This is a genomic window from Ruegeria sp. BF6, assembly GCF_056538665.1.
The window spans coordinates 364,010-380,924 of the sequence record NZ_JBQFTN010000003.1; the positions used below are offsets into that span (position 1 = coordinate 364,010).

A 16,915-nucleotide genomic window follows, 5' to 3' on the forward strand; every position below is an offset into this window, starting at 1 on the left:
TCGATCAAGAGGGGGGCACGCACCATGGCCAATCCAACCGCCGCAATGCTGGTGATCGGGGATGAGATACTCTCGGGCCGGACCCGCGATGCGAATATGCACTATCTCGCTGGGGAACTGACCAAACATGGCATCGACCTCAAAGAGGTGCGGATCGTCAGCGACGATGCCCCTGCGATCGAGGCGGCGGTCAAGGCTTTGTCCGACGGCCACGACCATGTTTTCACCAGTGGCGGGATTGGCCCGACCCATGACGACATTACCGCCGATTGTATCGCCCGCGCCTTCGGGGTGCATATCGACATTCGCGACGATGCGCGCGCCCTGTTGCAGGCGCATTATGACAAGTCGGGATTGGAGTTTAACGAGGCCCGCCTGCGCATGGCACGCATCCCGGACGGAGCGGAATTGATCGACAATCCGGTCTCGACTGCGCCGGGGTTCACTATCGGCAACGTGCATGTGATGGCAGGGGTGCCGTCGGTGTTTCAGGCGATGGTGGCCAGTGTGTTGCCCGGCCTGACCGGGGGCAGCCCGTTGTTTTCCCAGACTCTGCGTGTGAACAGGGGCGAAGGTGATATTGCGGCCACTCTTTCCGCGCTGGCCGAGGAGTTTTCAGACCTGTCCATCGGGTGTTATCCGTTCCAGATCAACGGTGTTTTCGGGGCGAACGTGGTGTTGCGTGGCACCGATGGCGCGCGCATCGATGCCGCCACGACCCGGCTTGCGAAAGAGCTTGAATTGTGAACGTCAACTGGGCGGACATCGTCGATGGCACATGGCCTGCTGCGCGGTATGATCGGCTGGGGCCGTTTCAACTGCGTCAGGGGCAAGGCGGTGGGTCGCGCGTATCTGCAGCCAATGCGCTGGGTCCGGCAAGCGAGGCTGATATCGATGCCGCCGAGGCTGCGATGCAGGCGATGGGGCAAAAGCGCATCTTCTGCCTGCGCCCGGGGGATGAGGCGCTGGATAACCAACTGGCCGCGCGCGGGTATCAGGTTCTGGATCCGGTCAACATCTATGCCTGCCCGACCGATCACCTGACGGGTACGCCGATCCCCCGTGTCACGGTGTTCCTCACGCCCGAGCCGCTGGCGATCATGCGCGAAATCTGGGCGAAGGGCTGCATCGGTCCCGAGAGGCTTGCCGTGATGGAACGCGCGCAGGGTCCGAAAACCAGCCTGCTTCTGCGCCACAGTGATCATCCTGCCGGGACCGGTTTTGTTGCTGTTCACGGCGGGGTCGCGATGGTTCACGCGCTGGAAATCCTACCCGATCATCGCCGTCAGGGCCTTGGCGGCTGGGCCATGCGCGCCGCCGCCTATTGGGCACGGGAAAATGGGTCAGATACGCTCAGCGTGATCTGCACCAGGGCAAACGCCGGGGCAAACGGGCTTTATCACGCGCTCGGGATGGAGATTGCCGGCGAATACCACTACCGTCAGCTTATTTGAGGAGAAAGCCCGACGTGACCGACCAAACCGCTCCTACTGCGCTGGACCTGCCGATGGTGGACCCGCTGCCACCCGAGACGCAGAAATACTTTGATATCTGCGTGGATAAGCTGGGCTTTGTGCCGAACGTGCTGCGGGCCTATGCGTTTGACATCGACAAGCTGAACGCCTTCACCGCGATGTATAACGACCTGATGCTGGGCGATAGCGGCCTCAGCAAGCTGGAACGTGAGATGATCGCGGTGGTCGTATCGGCGATCAACAAGTGCTTCTACTGCCTTGTGGCGCATGGCGCGGCGGTGCGGCAATTGTCGGGTGATCCGCAGTTGGGCGAAATGCTGGTGATGAATTACCGTGTCGCGCCTCTGGACACGCGCCAACGGGCGATGCTGGACTTTGCCGCCAAGATGACCTCGGCAAGCACCGAGGTCGAGGAACCCGACCGCCAGCGCCTGCGGGACGTGGGGTTCACGGATCGCGACATCTGGGACATCGCCAACGTAACCGGCTTTTTCAACATGTCGAACCGGGTTGCCAGTGCCACGGCGATGACTCCGAACGACCAATACCACGCGCAGACCCGATGATCCGCTTTGCCTCACTGATCCTGTTGCTGTTGGTCGGGCCGGGTATCGCGCAGGACCTGACGCTGCCTTCGGGCGCACGCCAGATCAGCGACCGGATCAGCCCGCTTGACAGCTATGACCTGCCAACCGGCCCGTTTGCCGATGGCACCTTGCCGACGCGGCAGGTTGAGGGGCGGGTTGAACGGATCACATGGCGCTTGCAATCGGGCTCCAGTACGACGCTGCAATTGCTGGCCCCGCTGCGCGATCAGATCGTCGCGCAGGGCTATGACGTGCTGTTCGAATGCGAGGCCCGCACCTGTGGTGGGTTCGATTTCCGCTTCGGAACCGAGGTTGTTCCGACCCCGGACATGTATGTGGCGATACAGGATTACCGCTTTCTGTCGGCCACGCGCTACGACGATGTGCTAAGCCTGCTGGTCAGTCGTAACCCGCCCAGCGGGTACGTTCAGTTGATCCGGGTCTCTCCGGTTGACGCCGAGACCCCACCACCTCTGGTGATCGAGGAAACGGCCGATGTATCCGGCGGGTTACTGGCCGCGTTGGAACAGAACGGGCATGTGATTCTGGACGATCTGCATTTCCGCACCGGAGAGATCACGCTGGGCGATGGCCCATTTGCCTCACTAAACCGGATCGCGGCCTATCTGGCCGACAACCCCGGTACGCGGCTGGCGCTGGTCGGTCACACGGACGATACCGGCGCGCTGGATGCCAATATCTCGGTCAGCACGGGTCGGGCGCAGGCGGTCCGGGCTCGCCTGATCGAGTCGCATGGGGTTGCTGCCGACCGGGTTGAAGCCCGTGGCATTGGATATCTGGCCCCCCTGACCTCGAATGCCACGCCCGAAGGCCGCGACCTGAACCGCCGGGTCGAGGCGGTTCTGCTGGTCAATTGACCCCGGTGACACAGGTCTGACAGGCGAGCCGATCGAATACGAAAGGAGCCCACATGACTGACCAGACACCAACGCCGCAGGCATTGATCATTGGCGCGGGGACCGGTCTGTCGGCCTCGTTCGCGCGGGCATTGGCACAGGGCGGATATGCCGTGCATCTGACGGCCCGCGACGTGTCCGATCTGGCACCCTTGGCCACCGAGACAGGGGCGAGGCTGCATCAGTTGGATGGCACGGATGCCCAAGGCGTGGCGGCACTGGTTGCCGGTCTGCCGGGAGAGCTGCGGGTTGCGTGTTATAACCCTTCGGCCCGGCAGCGTGGCCCGATCACCGAGCTTGATCCGGAAACGGTACGCAAGGCGGTAGAAGTCACCGCACATGGGGCGTTTCTGCTGGGTCAGGCCGCCGCCCGCCGGATGTTGGATCAGCCGATGCGCGACAACCGACGTGGCACGATCCTGTTCACCGGCGCCTCGGCAGGGGTCAAAGGTTTCCCGCTTTCGGCACCTTTTGCCATGGGCAAGTTTGCGCAACGGGGGCTGGCGCAGTCCATGGCACGCGAACTGCACCCCCGAGGCATCCATGTTGCCTGGGTCAATATCGACGGCGGTATCCGCAATCCGGACCGGGTTGCAGGGGCTGACACGCCCGACTCGATGCTGGACCCGGATGCCATCGCACGGGAATACATGCATCTGATCCATCAGGACCGCTCGGCCTGGAGCGATGAGTTGACCCTGCGCCCGTGGGTTGAACGGTTCTGAGCGGACAAAAAAAGGCCCGCGCAGATGCACGGGCCGTCGAGGTTCACCGGGGGAGATATTACCAGTCCATCGGGCCCTTTTCGTTGAAGGACTCGACAAGAAAATCAATAAATGCCCGCACCTTTGGCTGGGTAAAGCGGCCGGGCGGGTAGACGGCATAGACGCCCTGCACTTCGTCGGGCAACGACGGCATCGCATCCAGAACCGCACCGGATTTCAGCGCGTCCGCGTACAGGTAGCTGGGCAGGTATGCGATCCCCAGCCCGGAGATGGCCGCATTCAACAGCGATTGCCCGTCATTGACGCTCAGCCAGCCTGCGGTGCGCACCTGCCGTTTTTCACCCGAAGGTGCCGTCAGTTTCCACACATTGCCTGAGGATTGGCTGGAGTAGTGCAGCAACTTGTGTTCGTTCAGGTCGTCGATCTTCTGCGGACGCCCGAATTTCTCGATATAGCTGGGCGCGGCGACCATCCGTTTGACAGTTTCCGTCAGCTTGCGGGCGCGCAGAGTGCTGTCTTCCAGCTCACCAATGCGCACGGCAACGTCGAACCCTTCCGAGATCAGCTCCACATAGCGGTTGTTCAGCACCATGTTCACGGTGATATCCGGATAGGCTGCGAGGAAATCCGAAAGAACCGGCGACAGGTGATTCACGCCGAAATCCGTCGCCACGCTGATCCTTAGCAGGCCCGAGGGGGCCGACTGCATCGAGGTCACCAGCGCATCCGCCTCGCCCGCGTCGTTCAGCACGCGGCGGGCACGGTCGTAATAGGCCAGCCCGATCTCGGTGGGGGACACGCGGCGTGTCGTACGGTTGAGCAGCCGTGCGCCCAGTCGGGCCTCAAGGCTGGACACGTGCTTTGACACTGCCGATTTGGAGATGCCCATCTTCTTGGCCGCATCGGTGAAGCCACCCTGGTCCACCACATTGGCAAAGGCTTCCATTTCGGTAAGTCGATCCATTCTCGTTCCCCGGGTGCAAAATCTTTGCCTGACTGTCGCCTTCAATCTGGGCGGAAACAGGGCAGACATGGGATAATATCAGGGATTTGAATCAGATCGTTTGCAGATGGGAAACGCGGAAACAATGGTTTCCGGTGCCGCTACAGAGCCTGCAAGACAAGGATTTTCGGCGTTTATGTCCGAATGTGTTAAGATGAGAATGGCAAATTTGTGACCACGGAGGAGATCATGAAAGCCTTGCTTGCCCCAGCTGCCTTGTGCCTGTTCGCAACCCTTGCGACGGCCGGAGGGGAAACCGCATCCAACCCCGAAGCTAAAGTCTATTTCGTGAATCTGGCCGATGGGGACACCGTTCAATCCCCGGTAACTGTGGTCTTTGGCCTCAGCGGCATGGGCGTGGCCCCCGCCGGGACCGAGAAGGAAAACACCGGCCATCATCACCTGCTGATCGACCGCCCACCGCTGGGTGAGGGCGAAGACGGCGCGGATGAACTGGCCAACGGTCTGCCCTCGGACGACAACCACCTGCATTTCGGCGGCGGCCAGACTGAGGTGACATTGGACCTCGCCCCAGGTGAGCACACGCTGCAACTGGTGCTGGGCGATGCGGGTCACGTGCCGCACGCCACGCCGATTGTGTCCGAGGTGATTACGATTACGGTGGAATAATTACCGGGATCGGCCATGAACCCGGTTTACAATAATCTGGATGTCGGAAACTCTGTCGGCCAAAACAGGAGGCCTAAATGTCGCTGGAGTTCTTTCTGACATCCTTGATTGTGGTGTTGTTGCCCGGAACCGGAGTGATTTACACGCTGGCTGTTGGCCTTGGGCGTGGGTTTCGCGCCAGCCTTGCGGCGGCGGCGGGATGCACGATAGGCATCGTACCGGCAGCTCTGGCCAGTATCATCGGGCTTGCGGCCCTTTTGCATACCAGCGCGCTGGCCTTTCAGATCATCAAGTATCTGGGTGTCCTCTACCTGTTTTATATGGCTTGGGGTATCGTCAAAGAAGGCGGAGCAATGGAGGTAAATGCCGAGAAATCCTCGGCAGGTCACCTCAAGATCGCGGTGACCGGGACGTTGATCAACGTACTTAATCCCAAACTGTCCCTGTTTTTTCTGGCCTTCCTGCCTCAGTTTCTGCCAGCCGGCACGGCGAATGCCGGTATGGAACTGGCCAAGCTGGCCACCGCCTTTATGGCGATGACCTTTGTGGTCTTTGTCGGATACGGTGCCTGCGCTGCCCTTGCACGGGATTACGTCATTCGCAAACCATCCGTGATGGCCTGGATCAAACGGTGTTTCGCGACAGCGTTCGGTGCGTTGGGCGTCAAGCTGGCGCTCTCTGAGTAATCAGAGAGCCGCAGCCAGCCGTGTTCCCTGATTGATCGCCCGTTTGGCGTCCAGCTCTGCCGCGACATCCGCACCGCCAATCACATGCGGGGTGATGCCGCGGTCGATCAGCGCATCTGCAAGGCTGCGCTCGGACACCTGCCCAGAGCACAGGACAATTGTATCCGCCGCAATCACGTTGGGGTCGGCGCGTTCTTCGCCAAAACTGATATGCAGGCCATCCGCGTCAATGCGCTCGTAATTTACGCCGCCGACGAAATCGACGTCCTTCATCTTCAGCGTTGCGCGGTGAATCCAGCCGGTCGTCTTGCCCAGCCCTTTGCCATGCGCCTGTTTCTTGCGTTGCAGCAGAGTGACGTCGCGCGCAGGGGCTTCGGGTTGCGGGCCTTCCGGCGCCAGCCCCGAGCGGTGCTGTTCCGGGTCGGTCACGCCCCATTCCTTCATCCAGGCGGGCAGATCGGTGGTGATGCTGTGGCCGTTCTCCAGCAGGAATTCCGACACGTCGAACCCGATACCGCCTGCGCCGATCACGGCGACGGATTTTCCAACCTCGGCCTTGTCGCGCAGCACGTCGATATAGTTGACGACGTTGTCACGGTCCTGCCCTGGAATTTGAGGGTCGCGCGGCGTGACGCCGGTGGCGATGATTACCTCGTCAAAGCCGGTCAGGTCGTCGGCGCCGACCTCACGGTTCAGCTCCACCTTGACGTCCAAATCTGCCATCATGGTGCGGTACCAATCGACCAGCCCCCAGAATTCTTCCTTGCCCGGCACCTGTTTGGCCATGTTCAGCTGACCGCCGATCTCGGCAGCGCGGTCGAACAGGGTCACGTCATGGCCGCGCTGGGCGGCGGTCATGGCGGTGGACAGCCCGGCCGGACCGGCACCGACGATCGCAACGGTCTTCGGCGTCTCGGCCTGGCCAATCTCCAGCTCAGTTTCGTGGCAGGCGCGCGGGTTGACCAGGCACGAGGTCAGCTTGCCGCTGAAGGTGTGATCCAGACAGGCCTGGTTGCAGGCGATACAGGGCGCGATCTGGGCGGACTGACCGGCCATCGCCTTGTTCACGAACTCAGCATCCGCCAGCATCGGGCGCGCCAGTGACACCATGTCGGCGCAGCCGGTGGACAGAACCTCTTCGGCCACTTCAGGTGTGTTGATCCGGTTCGAAGTAATCACCGGGATACCGACCTTGCCCATCAGCTTTTTGGTCACCCAGGCAAAGGCCGCGCGCGGAACGCTGGTCGCGATGGTGGGAATCCGCGCCTCGTGCCAGCCGATGCCGGTGTTGATGATCGTGGCCCCGGCCTGCTCGATCCGCTGGGCCAGTTCCACCACCTCTTCATGGGTCGAGCCATTGGGGATCAGGTCAATCATCGACAAGCGGTAGATGATGATGAAATCGGTGCCTACGGCCTCACGCGTGCGGCGCACCACTTCGATGGGCAGGCGCATCCGGTTCTCATAGGACCCACCCCAGCGATCCTCACGCTTGTTGGTGTGGGTCACAAGGAACTGGTTCAGGAAGTACCCCTCGGACCCCATGATCTCGGCACCGTCATATCCGGCCTTCTGGGCCAGAACGGCGGCGTTCACGATGTCGCTGATCTGTTTCTCGATGCCTTCCTCGTCCAGTTCATTCGGCGGGAAGGGCGAGATCGGAGACTTCACCGGGCTGGGTGCCACGCATTTGGGACCATAGGCATAGCGCCCCGCATGCAGGATCTGCATGGCGATCTTGCCGCCCGCCTCATGCACTCGCCGCGTGATGATCGAGTGGTTCGCCACCTCTTTGTCGTTGGTCATCATCGACGCGCCGGGCAGAACCGAGCCTTCGAGGTTCGGGCCAATTCCACCCGTCACCATCAGTCCAACGCCGCCACGGGCCCGGTCGGCATAAAACTCGGCCACTCGGTTCCAGTCGCCGGTCTCTTCCAATCCCGTGTGCATCGAGCCCATCAAGACGCGGTTCTTCAACGTGGTAAAGCCCAGATCCAGCGGGGCCAGCATGTTTGGGTACGCAGTCATGGCGAACTCTCCCTCCCGATTCTTCTGCGATAGATTGACGTTCACGTCACCTTTGTCACGCAGAACCTAACGTCACACCCTTTGCTGTTCCTGAAGCGCTTGATACAGAGTTGCCAGACCAATGTACGAGGCCGCGCATGACCCCAGAAGAGATCGCCAAACTGCCCTATCGCCCCTGCGTCGGGCTGATGCTGATGAATGCCGAGGGTAAGATCTTCGTCGGCCAGCGCAATGACCGCCACGTGGATGCATGGCAAATGCCTCAGGGTGGCGTGGACAAGGGCGAGGCCCCCCGCGATGCGGCCCTGCGCGAGTTGTGGGAAGAAACCGGCGTCACCGCTGCTCTGGTCGAGGTCGTGGCCGAGACCGACGGTTGGCTGCCCTACGATTTGCCTCACGACATTGTGCCAAAGATATGGAAAGGTCGCTATCGCGGGCAGGAACAGAAATGGTTTCTGCTGCGCTTCACCGGCAGCGACGATCAGATCAATATCGAAACCGATCACCCGGAATTCACCCGCTGGAAATGGCAGGAACCCAGCAAGCTGATTGATGAGATCGTGCCGTTCAAGCGCGAAGTGTACGCGCAAGTGGTGGACGCGTTTGACAGCTATCTGGGCTAAGGGCGGCATCACATCCTGCTGATCACCCCGCGACAACTTGCCGTGAAGGGGCGTGGTTCGGGTTGCGGCACATCTCTAGCTTGGAGGGCATGAAAGACACTGCCCACCCCCAACCCGTCACCGATCCCGCCGGGCGGACATTTAACGGCACGGACCAGCGCGCACCATTGCGCCGTAGGCTGCAAAGCTGCGGTGAATACGGTTCGGGCCAGACGGCGGGGCGGTTTTATCCGATCGCATGCGTCGCACTTGAGGTCACGCAGCGCTGCAATCTGGATTGTACGCTGTGTTACCTCTCGGACCGGGCCGAGTTGACCTATGATCCGCCGCTCGCGGTCCTGTTTGCGCGGCTGGCAACGATCCGAAGCCACTACGGCGCCGGGGTTTCGGTGCAGCTGACCGGGGGTGACCCGACCCTGCGAAAGGTCGAGGACCTTGCAACGCTGTGCCGCGAAATCCGGCGGTTGGGGATGCGGTCCTGTCTGATGACCAACGGTATCCGTGCCAGCCGGGCGTTTCTGACGCGGCTGGCAGCAGCGGGGCTGGACGATGTGGCCTTTCACGTGGACATGACGCAGGAACGCAAAGGGTTCCGCAACGAGGTTGAGCTGAACACCGTCCGCCGCGCTTACATCCGCCGGGCACGCGGGCTGGGATTGCGGATTCTTTTCAATACGACCGTTTTCAGCGGCAATTTCGATGACCTCACGGCCCTGGCGCGGTTCCTGCGGGATCGTCCCGAGGTTGCCTTTGTCTCGTTCCAGATGCAAGCCGACACCGGGCGCGGCGTCCTGCGTGCGCGACCTGATGCGATCACACAGGACAGCGTCGCACGTGCGGTCGAGGCGGGTTATGAGGCGCCGCTGCATTTCGGCACAGCTGCGGTAGGGCATTCCAAATGCAACCGCTATGCCAGTGTCGTCACCGCCGGAGGCCGCGCGGAGTCGTTGTTGTCGAACAGGCGTCTGGTGCATCGGGTGATCGCTGCATTGGAAGGAGCGGACGACCAGCAGGATGCCCATATGCGTATTCGTCCCAAACTGCTGCGCGCGATCCGGCGTCACCCTTTGCTGGCGTTGCGTGCTCTGGCACACTTGGCAGTTAGCGTGGCCCGTCTGGGGCCGGGGTTGTTTCGCGGTCCGGTACGGCGGCAGGCGGTGTTCATTCACAACTTCATGGCGGCGGATGCGTTGGATGACGACCGCTGTGCCTCGTGCGTGTTCATGGTAGCGACAGCGAATGGCCCCTTGTCGATGTGCGTGCATAATGCCCAACGCGATCACCATCTGGCCAGCCCGGACCAGATCGACGGACCCACCGGCCCAAGCTGGTGGAACGCGGCTGTGCCCGGTTTGTCTGCGCGTTCGGACTTGCCCGATCTGAGCGATCCGGGATCGGCGCCGCTCAAACAGTTGAAGGGCCAGATGCGGGCCTTGCGCCAGGCCCGGAAGGACGCCTCATGAAAAAGCTGCTGATCGTGATGTTGCTGCCCCTGTTGGCCGCCTGCGCCAGCGTCGAACGTTTGGCATTGCCGGCACCCGAGGTGCTTCCGGGGCAAACGCTGACCCGTTTTGCCTCTGCGCCGGGTCAGCGGCTCGACCACCGGGACTGGAGCGCCTTTCTGGCCCGCTATGTCGCCCCGGATGCGATGGGTGTGAATCGAGTGGCCTATGGGCAAGTAACCCTGGCGGATCGGGCACGGCTGGACGAGTATCTGACAGAACTGCAAGCCGTGGACCCAACACGGCTGACCCGTGATCAGCAACTGGCATATTGGATCAACCTGTATAATGCGGTGACGGTGGACGTGATCCTTGAGAACTACCCCGTCGCCTCAATCCGCGTCATCAAGGATGGCCCCCTTTCCATCGGCCCCTGGAACCGCCCGCTGGTGCAGGTTGCGGGGCAGACCCTGAGCCTGAACGATATCGAGCACCGTATCATCCGGCCCACTTTCAATGAGCCGCGCATTCACTACGCATTGAACTGCGCCGCTGTAGGGTGCCCAAACCTGATGGACCGCCCCTGGCAGGCCGAGACGCTGGAGCGTGACTTTGTCGCTGCCGAGCGCGCCTATATCAACGATCCGCGCGGGGTCCGGTTTGACGAACGCGGAGGACTGATCCTGTCGAAGATCTACATCTGGTTCAGAGAGGATTTCGGACGCGATGAACGCGCAGTGATCGCCAATATCACAGAAGCGGCAGATTTGAACCTGCAGGCACGGCTAAATGAAACTTCGCGCGTGGCTGCATATGAGTACAATTGGGCGCTAAACGACGCAACTTTCACGGAATAACAGTGATTCGAAGCGATTCTTGAAGAGATTTTTTCGATGCGCGTTGGCCCAGAAATACACGAACAGAGTCCGCAAATGAGGTGCAGCAGGCTTCAGAAGTGGTTACTGAAGGCTGCTTTATCAGCTTAAAAAACGTTAAAGTCCTCTAAACACAAAATTTTTACTGCAAAAGTGTCCAAAATGTGGCACGGTGCGCTGAGGTGTACTTTGTTTTCGTATGATGTTTTGAAACGGGGGAAACGTAGTGAGTTTTCTGGGACTATGTAAGGTTGCCACGGTAGCAGTCTGTTTAACGGCTGGATCCGCTTATGCCTCAACCGTTAATTTCTTGGTTGGTGCGGGATCAGGCACAACTTCCACGTCAAGTTGTACCAATTGTAATTTGACCATAACTCCAAACGCATCGTTGGTTGGTACGGCATTCTCGCTCGGCGTAGGGGAAACAGAGCGTGTGGCTTTGTTTGATGTCCTTTTGAGCGACGCTGGCCTTTTCTCGGGCGGTGAGTTTGAGGTGGATACCACCTTAGCATTTGATATCCCGGGTGGATCAATCAGTAGTTCGGGTGATGCCGATTTTATTAGCTTTTTTGGCTTCATTACTCTCGGCAGTTTGGATTGGACGCAGAGCGCGTTTAATGTTGCCTTTGGAAACGGAGGTTTGTACAGCGTCGCGCTCGAAGAGGGCATCGGATTTGTGTTGGGCAAATCCAAAACAATCTATGCGGACGTGACTTTGGAAGTCTCACCGGTTCCGCTGCCAGCGCCATTTCTGCTGCTTTTAGGTGGTATCGGCGGACTTGGTTTAGTGCGCATGCGCCGGAAGAGGTCATCTGCCTCACCCGCGTGATTTTTCACACCTTAACAACCTACGCAGCGGTTCACCATTAACTGTGAGCCGCTCGTTTCATTTTTGGAAGGCAAGTTCTAAGGGCGATCTGTTCCCTCCGAACGGTCTTGACGTGATGCTCAAAATTCAGCCCAACCAACCGGTTGGGCTAACACGTTTCCTTATTTTTTAAGTGGCAAGTTGCGAAGGGTCTTGTACCCGAGGTCCATCTTGGTTTCTGCGAACTTACAGCAACTCTTCGGCGCGCAGCAGTTCCTGCATGTTTGCCTCGGGGCGCGGGCCGATATGGCTGATCACCTCGCGGGCGCAGACATTGCCGATCTTCGCGCAGGTCTCGTAATCGCGGCCCGTGGCCATGCCGAACAGGAATCCGGCAGCAAATTGATCGCCTGCACCGGTTGCGTCTACCGGCACCACTTTTTGCACCGGCACATCGATGCGCTGACCGTCATGCAGAACCGTTACGCCATCGCCCGAGCGCGTGCAGACAACCAGAGGGCAAATCTCGGCTGTTTTCGCCAACGCCTCCTCCAGATCGTCGGTTTCGAACAGCGATTTGATCTCGGCCTCGTTACCGATTACGAAATCCAATTCATTCTCGATCAGCAGCAGGAAATCGACCCGGTGGCGTTCAACACAGAACGGGTCCGAAATGGCGATGCCGGTCTTGCCGCCGCCCTTATGGCAATCGCGCGCGGCCTCAAGAAATGCCGCTTTGCCCTTTTCCTTGTCAAACAGATAACCCTCAAGGAACATGATCTGGCTTTTGCCCGCCACGTCACTGGAGACGTCTGCCGAGGATAGCTCGGACGAAATCCCCAGATAGGTGTTCATCGACCGCTCGCCATCGGGTGAGACAAAGATCATCGAACGCGAGGTCGGCAGTTCCCCGCCCGGGACCGGAGGGTTCACGAAGTCCACGCCATCCTCGTTCATCGCATCCGCATAGAACCGGCCCAGGGCGTCGTCATGTACCCGGCCGATGAACGCCGCATCCAGACCCAGCGCACCGGCTCCGGCGATGGTGTTGGCCACGGACCCACCTGGCGTCTGCACCCGGCCTTCCATCGAGGCATACAGAACTTCGCCGCGTTCCTGCTCGATCAGCTGCATAATGCCTTTTTCGATGCCCATAAGTTCTAGGAAACTGTCATCGGCCTGGGAAATCACGTCCACAACGGCATTGCCGATGCCAACAAGCTGGTAGGTTTTCATAGATTTTTTTCCTCAAATTCGCAGAGATCGCGGATGATACAGGTCCCGCACATGGGTTTGCGGGCTTTGCAGTGATAGCGGCCGTGCAAAATCAGCCAGTGATGTGCATGGAGCTGGAAATCGGTCGGGATATTGTCCTCGATGGCGCGTTCGACCGCGTCCACATGCTTGCCGGGGCAAATGCCGGTACGGTTGCCGACGCGGAAGATATGCGTATCCACCGCCTGCGCCGGGTACCGCCACCACATGTTCAGCACCACGTTGGCCGTCTTGCGCCCGACGCCTGGCAGCGATTGCAGCGCGGCGCGGGAATTGGGCACTTCACCATCGTAATCTTCGACCAGAATGCGGCTGAGCTTGATGACATTCTTGGCTTTCTGCCGAAACAGCCCGATTGTCTTGATATGCTCGATCAGACCCTCTTCGCCCAGGTCCAACATCTTTTGTGGCGTGTCGGCGATCTTGAACAGTTCTTTGGTGGCCTTGTTCACCCCCGCATCGGTCGCCTGCGCCGACAGCGCCACGGCCACGACCAGCGTATAGACGTTTACATGGTCCAGCTCTCCCTTGGGTTCGGGGTCAGCCTCGTGAAAGCGGGTAAAGATCTCGCGGATCTTGTGATATCCGAGTTGTTTTGCCATCCGGCCCTTAATGCCGATCAGGGGCGTTTGACACAAGCCCAAAGCCAATGCGCATGTTCCGGGTCGCGAGGGCATGTCCCGCGCGCTATGCTTTATCCCAGACAATGAGGTGAGAGACATGAATGTCCAGACCCCCGAAAGCGGCTATCACTACAACGTCATGCGGCGCGCGATCGATTTGATTGATCAGGGCGGCGAGGGCTTGAGCCTTGAGGAACTGGCCCGCCAGATGGACATGAGCCCGGCGCATTTCCAACGCCTGTTCTCACGCTGGACCGGCGTGTCGCCGAAACGGTATCAGCAATATCTGACATTGGGCCATGCCAAGGCGCTGCTGCGCGAACGGTTCACCACATTGGAAACCGCCCATAACGTGGGGCTTTCCGGCAGTGGTCGTTTGCACGATCTGTTCCTGAAATGGGAATCCATGAGCCCCGGCGAATACGCTCGCAAGGGCGCGGGCCTGACGATCTATTGGGGCTGGTTCGAAAGCCCCTTTGGCCCGGCGCTGGTCATGGGCACCGACAAGGGCATCTGCGGCATGGCTTTCAGCGCCGAAACCGGTGAGGAGGAGGCGATGGAGGACATGCTCGGTCGCTGGCCGCAGGCGGAGTTTGTCGAGGACCCGATGCGCCTGCGTCCTTGGGTGCTGAGCGCCTTTGGTTCGGTCAGCGACCGGTTGGAACCGACGCCGCTGTACCTGATCGGCTCACCCCTGCAGATCAAAGTGTGGGAAGCGCTGATGCATATCCCCTCCGGCCTGGTCACGACCTATTCTGAGATCGCGGAACGGGTGGGCTCGCCGCAGGCGGTGCGGGCCGTGGGTACGGCGGTCGGGCGCAACCCGGTCAGCTGGTTGATCCCGTGCCACCGCGCGCTGCGCAAATCCGGTGGATTGGGTGGCTATCATTGGGGTCTGCCGGTCAAACGAGCGATGCTGGCTTTTGAGGCTGCGCAGGCGGATGCCTGATTGACAGATGGCTTGGCCGGTGCCAAAGATCGCGACAGGTTTGGGTCCCCTGCCGTTCGCGGCCAAAGGCTTTGGTGAAACCCTGTCAAAACCATCTGTTGCCCTTTCACGGCGCGCGGATGGCAATGCGAACCCCGTCCATTTCTCGCGCCCGTTAAAGGAAACGAGGCAGATGATGAATGAACCTACTACAATTGCTCCGCTGCAGGAGCTTAAAGCGCAGGCTAAACGCTTGCGCCAAAAGCTTTTGGGTGAAGGCGTCCAGATATCCCACAGCAAAGCTCTGGAACTGATCGCACATCAATATGGTGCACGCGACTGGAATACCCTTCATGCGCAGGTTGGGAACCGGATGGATATGCGCGTCGGTGATCGCGTTTCCGGTCGTTACCTGGGTCAGTCTTTTTCTGCCGAAATCCGTGGGATGACTATATTGAGCGATGGTTCCCACCGCCGTCTAACGCTGCAATTTGACGAACCGGTTGATGTTGTCCGGTTCGACAGTTTTTCGTCTTTTCGGCAGCGAGTGACGGGTGAAGTAGGTTGGGATGGCCGATCTGCACGGAAAACATCGGACGGCGAACCGCAACTTGTGGTGCGTCCGGAGTAAGAAAGGGCGAGGCACAAGGCCTCGCCCGATTTTTCAGAAATTTGGGTTTGGCCTACTCCGCTGCCCAGCCGCCGACAGCTTTGACTTCCAGAAAATCTTCCAACCCCCAGACGCCGCCTTCGCGCCCGTTCCCGGACTGTTTCATCCCCCCAAACGGAGAGCCCGCGCTGCGCGACTGACCGTTCATTTCCACCATACCGGACCGCAACACGCGGGCCATGCGGTTGGCCCGCGCACCGTCCTGAGTCTGGACATAGTTGGTCAGGCCATAGGGCGTGTCATTGGCGATCTCGATCGCCTCTTCTTCGGTGTCGAAGGGGATCATGGTCAGGACCGGGCCAAAGATCTCCTCGCGCGCGATGGTCATCTGGTTGTTGGCATCGGCAAAAACCGTAGGCCGCACGTAGTATCCCTTGTTCAACCCCTCGGGCCGGCCGGTGCCGCCTGCGACCAGACGGGCGCCTTCATCGATACCCATCTGGATCAGGTCCTGAATCTTGGTCCACTGGACCTCATTGACCACTGGTCCGATATGGCGACCTTCTTCCAGTGCCGATCCGACCTTGACCATGTTTGCCACCTCGGCTGCGGTTTCCACCGCCTGATCATAGATCGGCCGCTGCACCAGCATCCGGCTGGGGGCGTTACAGCTTTGGCCGGTGTTCTGCATCATGTGCAGTACGCCGCGTTTGACGGCCTTTTCATCCGCATCCGCAAAGATCACATTCGCGCCCTTGCCGCCAAGTTCCAGATGCACCTTCTTGAGCGTATCCGCAGCCGCCTTGGAAATCGCCGTACCCGCGCGGGTCGAGCCGGTAAAACTGACCATATCCACATCCAGGTGCGCCGACAGTTGCGATCCGACGCCGACACCATCGCCATTGACCAGATTGAAAACACCGGGCGGGAAGCCGGCCTCGTCCATCATCTCGGCAAAGATCATCGCATTCAGCGGGCTTTGTTCCGACGGTTTCAGGACCATGGTGCAACCTGCAATCGCCGCCGCTCCGACCTTGAGCGTGATCTGGTTCATCGGCCAGTTCCAGGGCGTGATCAGCGCGGCAACGCCGACGGCCTCATAGATGATACGGTCATTGGGGGTGTGGTCGCCCAGCGGGCGGTCGAACTGAAACGCTTTGGCGGCGCGGATGAAGTTCTTCAGATGATACATCCCGGCGCCCGACTGCGCGCTGCGCGACAGGTCCAGTGGCGCGCCCATCTCAAGCGACATCGCCTGCGCCAGATCCTCGGAACGGGTCTGGTAAACCTCGACCAGCTTCTCGACCAGCGCGAGCCGGTCCGCGACCGGTTTCGCCATCCAGCCGGGCAGGGCGGCCTTGGCGGCGGCGACAGCGGCATCCGTGTCTGCCTGCGCACCCAGTGAAATCACTGCACAGGGCTCCTCGGTCGAGGGGTTGATCACGTGAAAGTCATTGGTCGCCGATGGGGCGACCCACTGACCGTTGATATAGAAATCGCGTTTTTCGATCATGGCGCATCCTCCTGTGCCAATAGCCCGCAGCCGGGTTTCGCGGCCACTCTTGCACCCGGGCCGGGGTACGGCAAGCAGCAATTTGATCAAATTATTTCCCAACCCAAAACGGTTTAACAATCGCACAAAGTGTTTAGGTTGACGGCAACCGACTCGGGTTTTTCACA

Annotated in this window: 18 protein-coding genes; 13 read left to right on the forward strand and 5 right to left on the reverse strand. The window is 60.1% G+C overall.

Annotated features, from left to right (window positions below):
• The first annotated feature begins 24 nt into the window (after positions 1-24).
• From ACR0IM_RS12215 to ACR0IM_RS12235, 5 genes are read left to right on the forward strand one after another with little or no spacing between them, the layout of a single operon-like run.
• Positions 25-747, forward strand: a complete 723-nt coding sequence (locus tag ACR0IM_RS12215; protein ID WP_480592442.1) for a competence/damage-inducible protein A — start codon at positions 25-27, stop codon at positions 745-747.
• On the forward strand, positions 744-1,454 hold the full coding sequence (locus ACR0IM_RS12220) for a GNAT family N-acetyltransferase (RefSeq protein ID WP_480682062.1): 711 nt from the start codon (positions 744-746) through the stop codon (positions 1,452-1,454). Before ACR0IM_RS12215 ends, ACR0IM_RS12220 begins: the two co-directional genes overlap by 4 nt.
• 14 nt (positions 1,455-1,468) lie before the next feature.
• Positions 1,469-2,041 carry a peroxidase-related enzyme gene (locus ACR0IM_RS12225; protein ID WP_480682063.1) on the forward strand — a complete coding sequence of 191 codons (573 nt, stop codon included), beginning with the start codon at positions 1,469-1,471 and terminating at the stop codon, positions 2,039-2,041.
• Positions 2,038-2,940 carry an OmpA family protein gene (locus ACR0IM_RS12230; RefSeq protein ID WP_480682064.1) on the forward strand — a complete coding sequence of 301 codons (903 nt, stop codon included), beginning with the start codon at positions 2,038-2,040 and terminating at the stop codon, positions 2,938-2,940. Before ACR0IM_RS12225 ends, ACR0IM_RS12230 begins: the two co-directional genes overlap by 4 nt.
• Before the next feature lie 53 nt (positions 2,941-2,993).
• Positions 2,994-3,704, forward strand: coding sequence for an SDR family NAD(P)-dependent oxidoreductase (locus tag ACR0IM_RS12235; RefSeq protein ID WP_480682065.1), 711 nt, complete (start codon positions 2,994-2,996; stop codon positions 3,702-3,704).
• Between the two features lie 58 nt (positions 3,705-3,762).
• Here ACR0IM_RS12235 and ACR0IM_RS12240 read toward each other — a convergent pair whose 3' ends face one another.
• A complete protein-coding gene (locus ACR0IM_RS12240) occupies positions 3,763-4,668 on the reverse strand; it encodes a LysR family transcriptional regulator (RefSeq protein ID WP_480592452.1) in 906 nt (301 codons plus the stop codon).
• Positions 4,669-4,896: 228 nt separating this feature from the next.
• Here ACR0IM_RS12240 and ACR0IM_RS12245 point away from each other — a divergent pair, with 228 nt between their 5' ends.
• Both ACR0IM_RS12245 and ACR0IM_RS12250 read left to right on the forward strand, forming a co-directional pair.
• On the forward strand, positions 4,897-5,337 hold the full coding sequence (locus ACR0IM_RS12245) for a DUF4399 domain-containing protein (RefSeq protein WP_480592454.1): 441 nt from the start codon (positions 4,897-4,899) through the stop codon (positions 5,335-5,337).
• 77 nt (positions 5,338-5,414) lie between these two features.
• Complete coding sequence (locus ACR0IM_RS12250) at positions 5,415-6,023, forward strand: LysE family translocator (protein ID WP_480592456.1); 609 nt, start codon at positions 5,415-5,417, stop codon at positions 6,021-6,023.
• On the opposite strand, the gene ACR0IM_RS12255 is transcribed toward ACR0IM_RS12250, so the two are convergent.
• Positions 6,024-8,051 (reverse strand): FAD-dependent oxidoreductase, encoded by a 2,028-nt coding sequence (locus tag ACR0IM_RS12255; protein WP_480682067.1) that lies wholly within the window; start codon positions 8,049-8,051, stop codon positions 6,024-6,026.
• Between the two features lie 137 nt (positions 8,052-8,188).
• On the opposite strand from ACR0IM_RS12255, the gene ACR0IM_RS12260 reads away from it, so the two are divergent.
• From ACR0IM_RS12260 to ACR0IM_RS12275, 4 genes are all read left to right on the forward strand, one after another.
• The gene (locus ACR0IM_RS12260) at positions 8,189-8,674 is read left to right on the forward strand and encodes an RNA pyrophosphohydrolase (RefSeq protein WP_480592460.1); all 486 of its coding nucleotides are present in this window, start codon (positions 8,189-8,191) and stop codon (positions 8,672-8,674) included.
• An 89-nt stretch (positions 8,675-8,763) separates the two neighbouring features.
• Positions 8,764-10,137 carry a radical SAM protein gene (locus tag ACR0IM_RS12265; RefSeq protein ID WP_480682068.1) on the forward strand — a complete coding sequence of 458 codons (1,374 nt, stop codon included), beginning with the start codon at positions 8,764-8,766 and terminating at the stop codon, positions 10,135-10,137.
• On the forward strand, positions 10,134-10,973 hold the full coding sequence (locus ACR0IM_RS12270) for a DUF547 domain-containing protein (RefSeq protein ID WP_480682070.1): 840 nt from the start codon (positions 10,134-10,136) through the stop codon (positions 10,971-10,973). The genes ACR0IM_RS12265 and ACR0IM_RS12270 overlap by 4 nt, the downstream gene beginning before the upstream one ends.
• A gap of 451 nt (positions 10,974-11,424) precedes the next feature.
• Positions 11,425-11,820 (forward strand): VPLPA-CTERM sorting domain-containing protein, encoded by a 396-nt coding sequence (locus ACR0IM_RS12275; protein ID WP_480592466.1) that lies wholly within the window; start codon positions 11,425-11,427, stop codon positions 11,818-11,820.
• A gap of 225 nt (positions 11,821-12,045) precedes the next feature.
• On the opposite strand, the gene ACR0IM_RS12280 is transcribed toward ACR0IM_RS12275, so the two are convergent.
• Both ACR0IM_RS12280 and nth read right to left on the reverse strand, forming a co-directional pair.
• Complete coding sequence (locus ACR0IM_RS12280; RefSeq protein ID WP_480592469.1) at positions 12,046-13,035, reverse strand: adenosine kinase; 990 nt, start codon at positions 13,033-13,035, stop codon at positions 12,046-12,048.
• Complete coding sequence (gene nth / locus ACR0IM_RS12285; RefSeq protein ID WP_480592470.1) at positions 13,032-13,676, reverse strand: endonuclease III; 645 nt, start codon at positions 13,674-13,676, stop codon at positions 13,032-13,034. Before nth ends, ACR0IM_RS12280 begins: the two co-directional genes overlap by 4 nt.
• 118 nt (positions 13,677-13,794) lie before the next feature.
• On the opposite strand from nth, the gene ACR0IM_RS12290 reads away from it, so the two are divergent.
• Both ACR0IM_RS12290 and ACR0IM_RS12295 read left to right on the forward strand, forming a co-directional pair.
• Positions 13,795-14,646: a methylated-DNA--[protein]-cysteine S-methyltransferase gene (locus ACR0IM_RS12290; RefSeq protein ID WP_480682071.1), complete on the forward strand. Its 852-nt coding sequence runs from the start codon at positions 13,795-13,797 to the stop codon at positions 14,644-14,646.
• Between the two features lie 19 nt (positions 14,647-14,665).
• The gene (locus ACR0IM_RS12295) at positions 14,666-15,256 is read left to right on the forward strand and encodes a glyoxalase superfamily protein (protein WP_480682073.1); all 591 of its coding nucleotides are present in this window, start codon (positions 14,666-14,668) and stop codon (positions 15,254-15,256) included.
• Between the two features lie 52 nt (positions 15,257-15,308).
• Here the strand turns inward: ACR0IM_RS12295 and ACR0IM_RS12300 are convergent, their stop codons facing one another.
• On the reverse strand, positions 15,309-16,748 hold the full coding sequence (locus ACR0IM_RS12300) for an aldehyde dehydrogenase family protein (protein WP_480641192.1): 1,440 nt from the start codon (positions 16,746-16,748) through the stop codon (positions 15,309-15,311).
• Between the last annotated feature and the right edge of the window lie 167 nt (positions 16,749-16,915).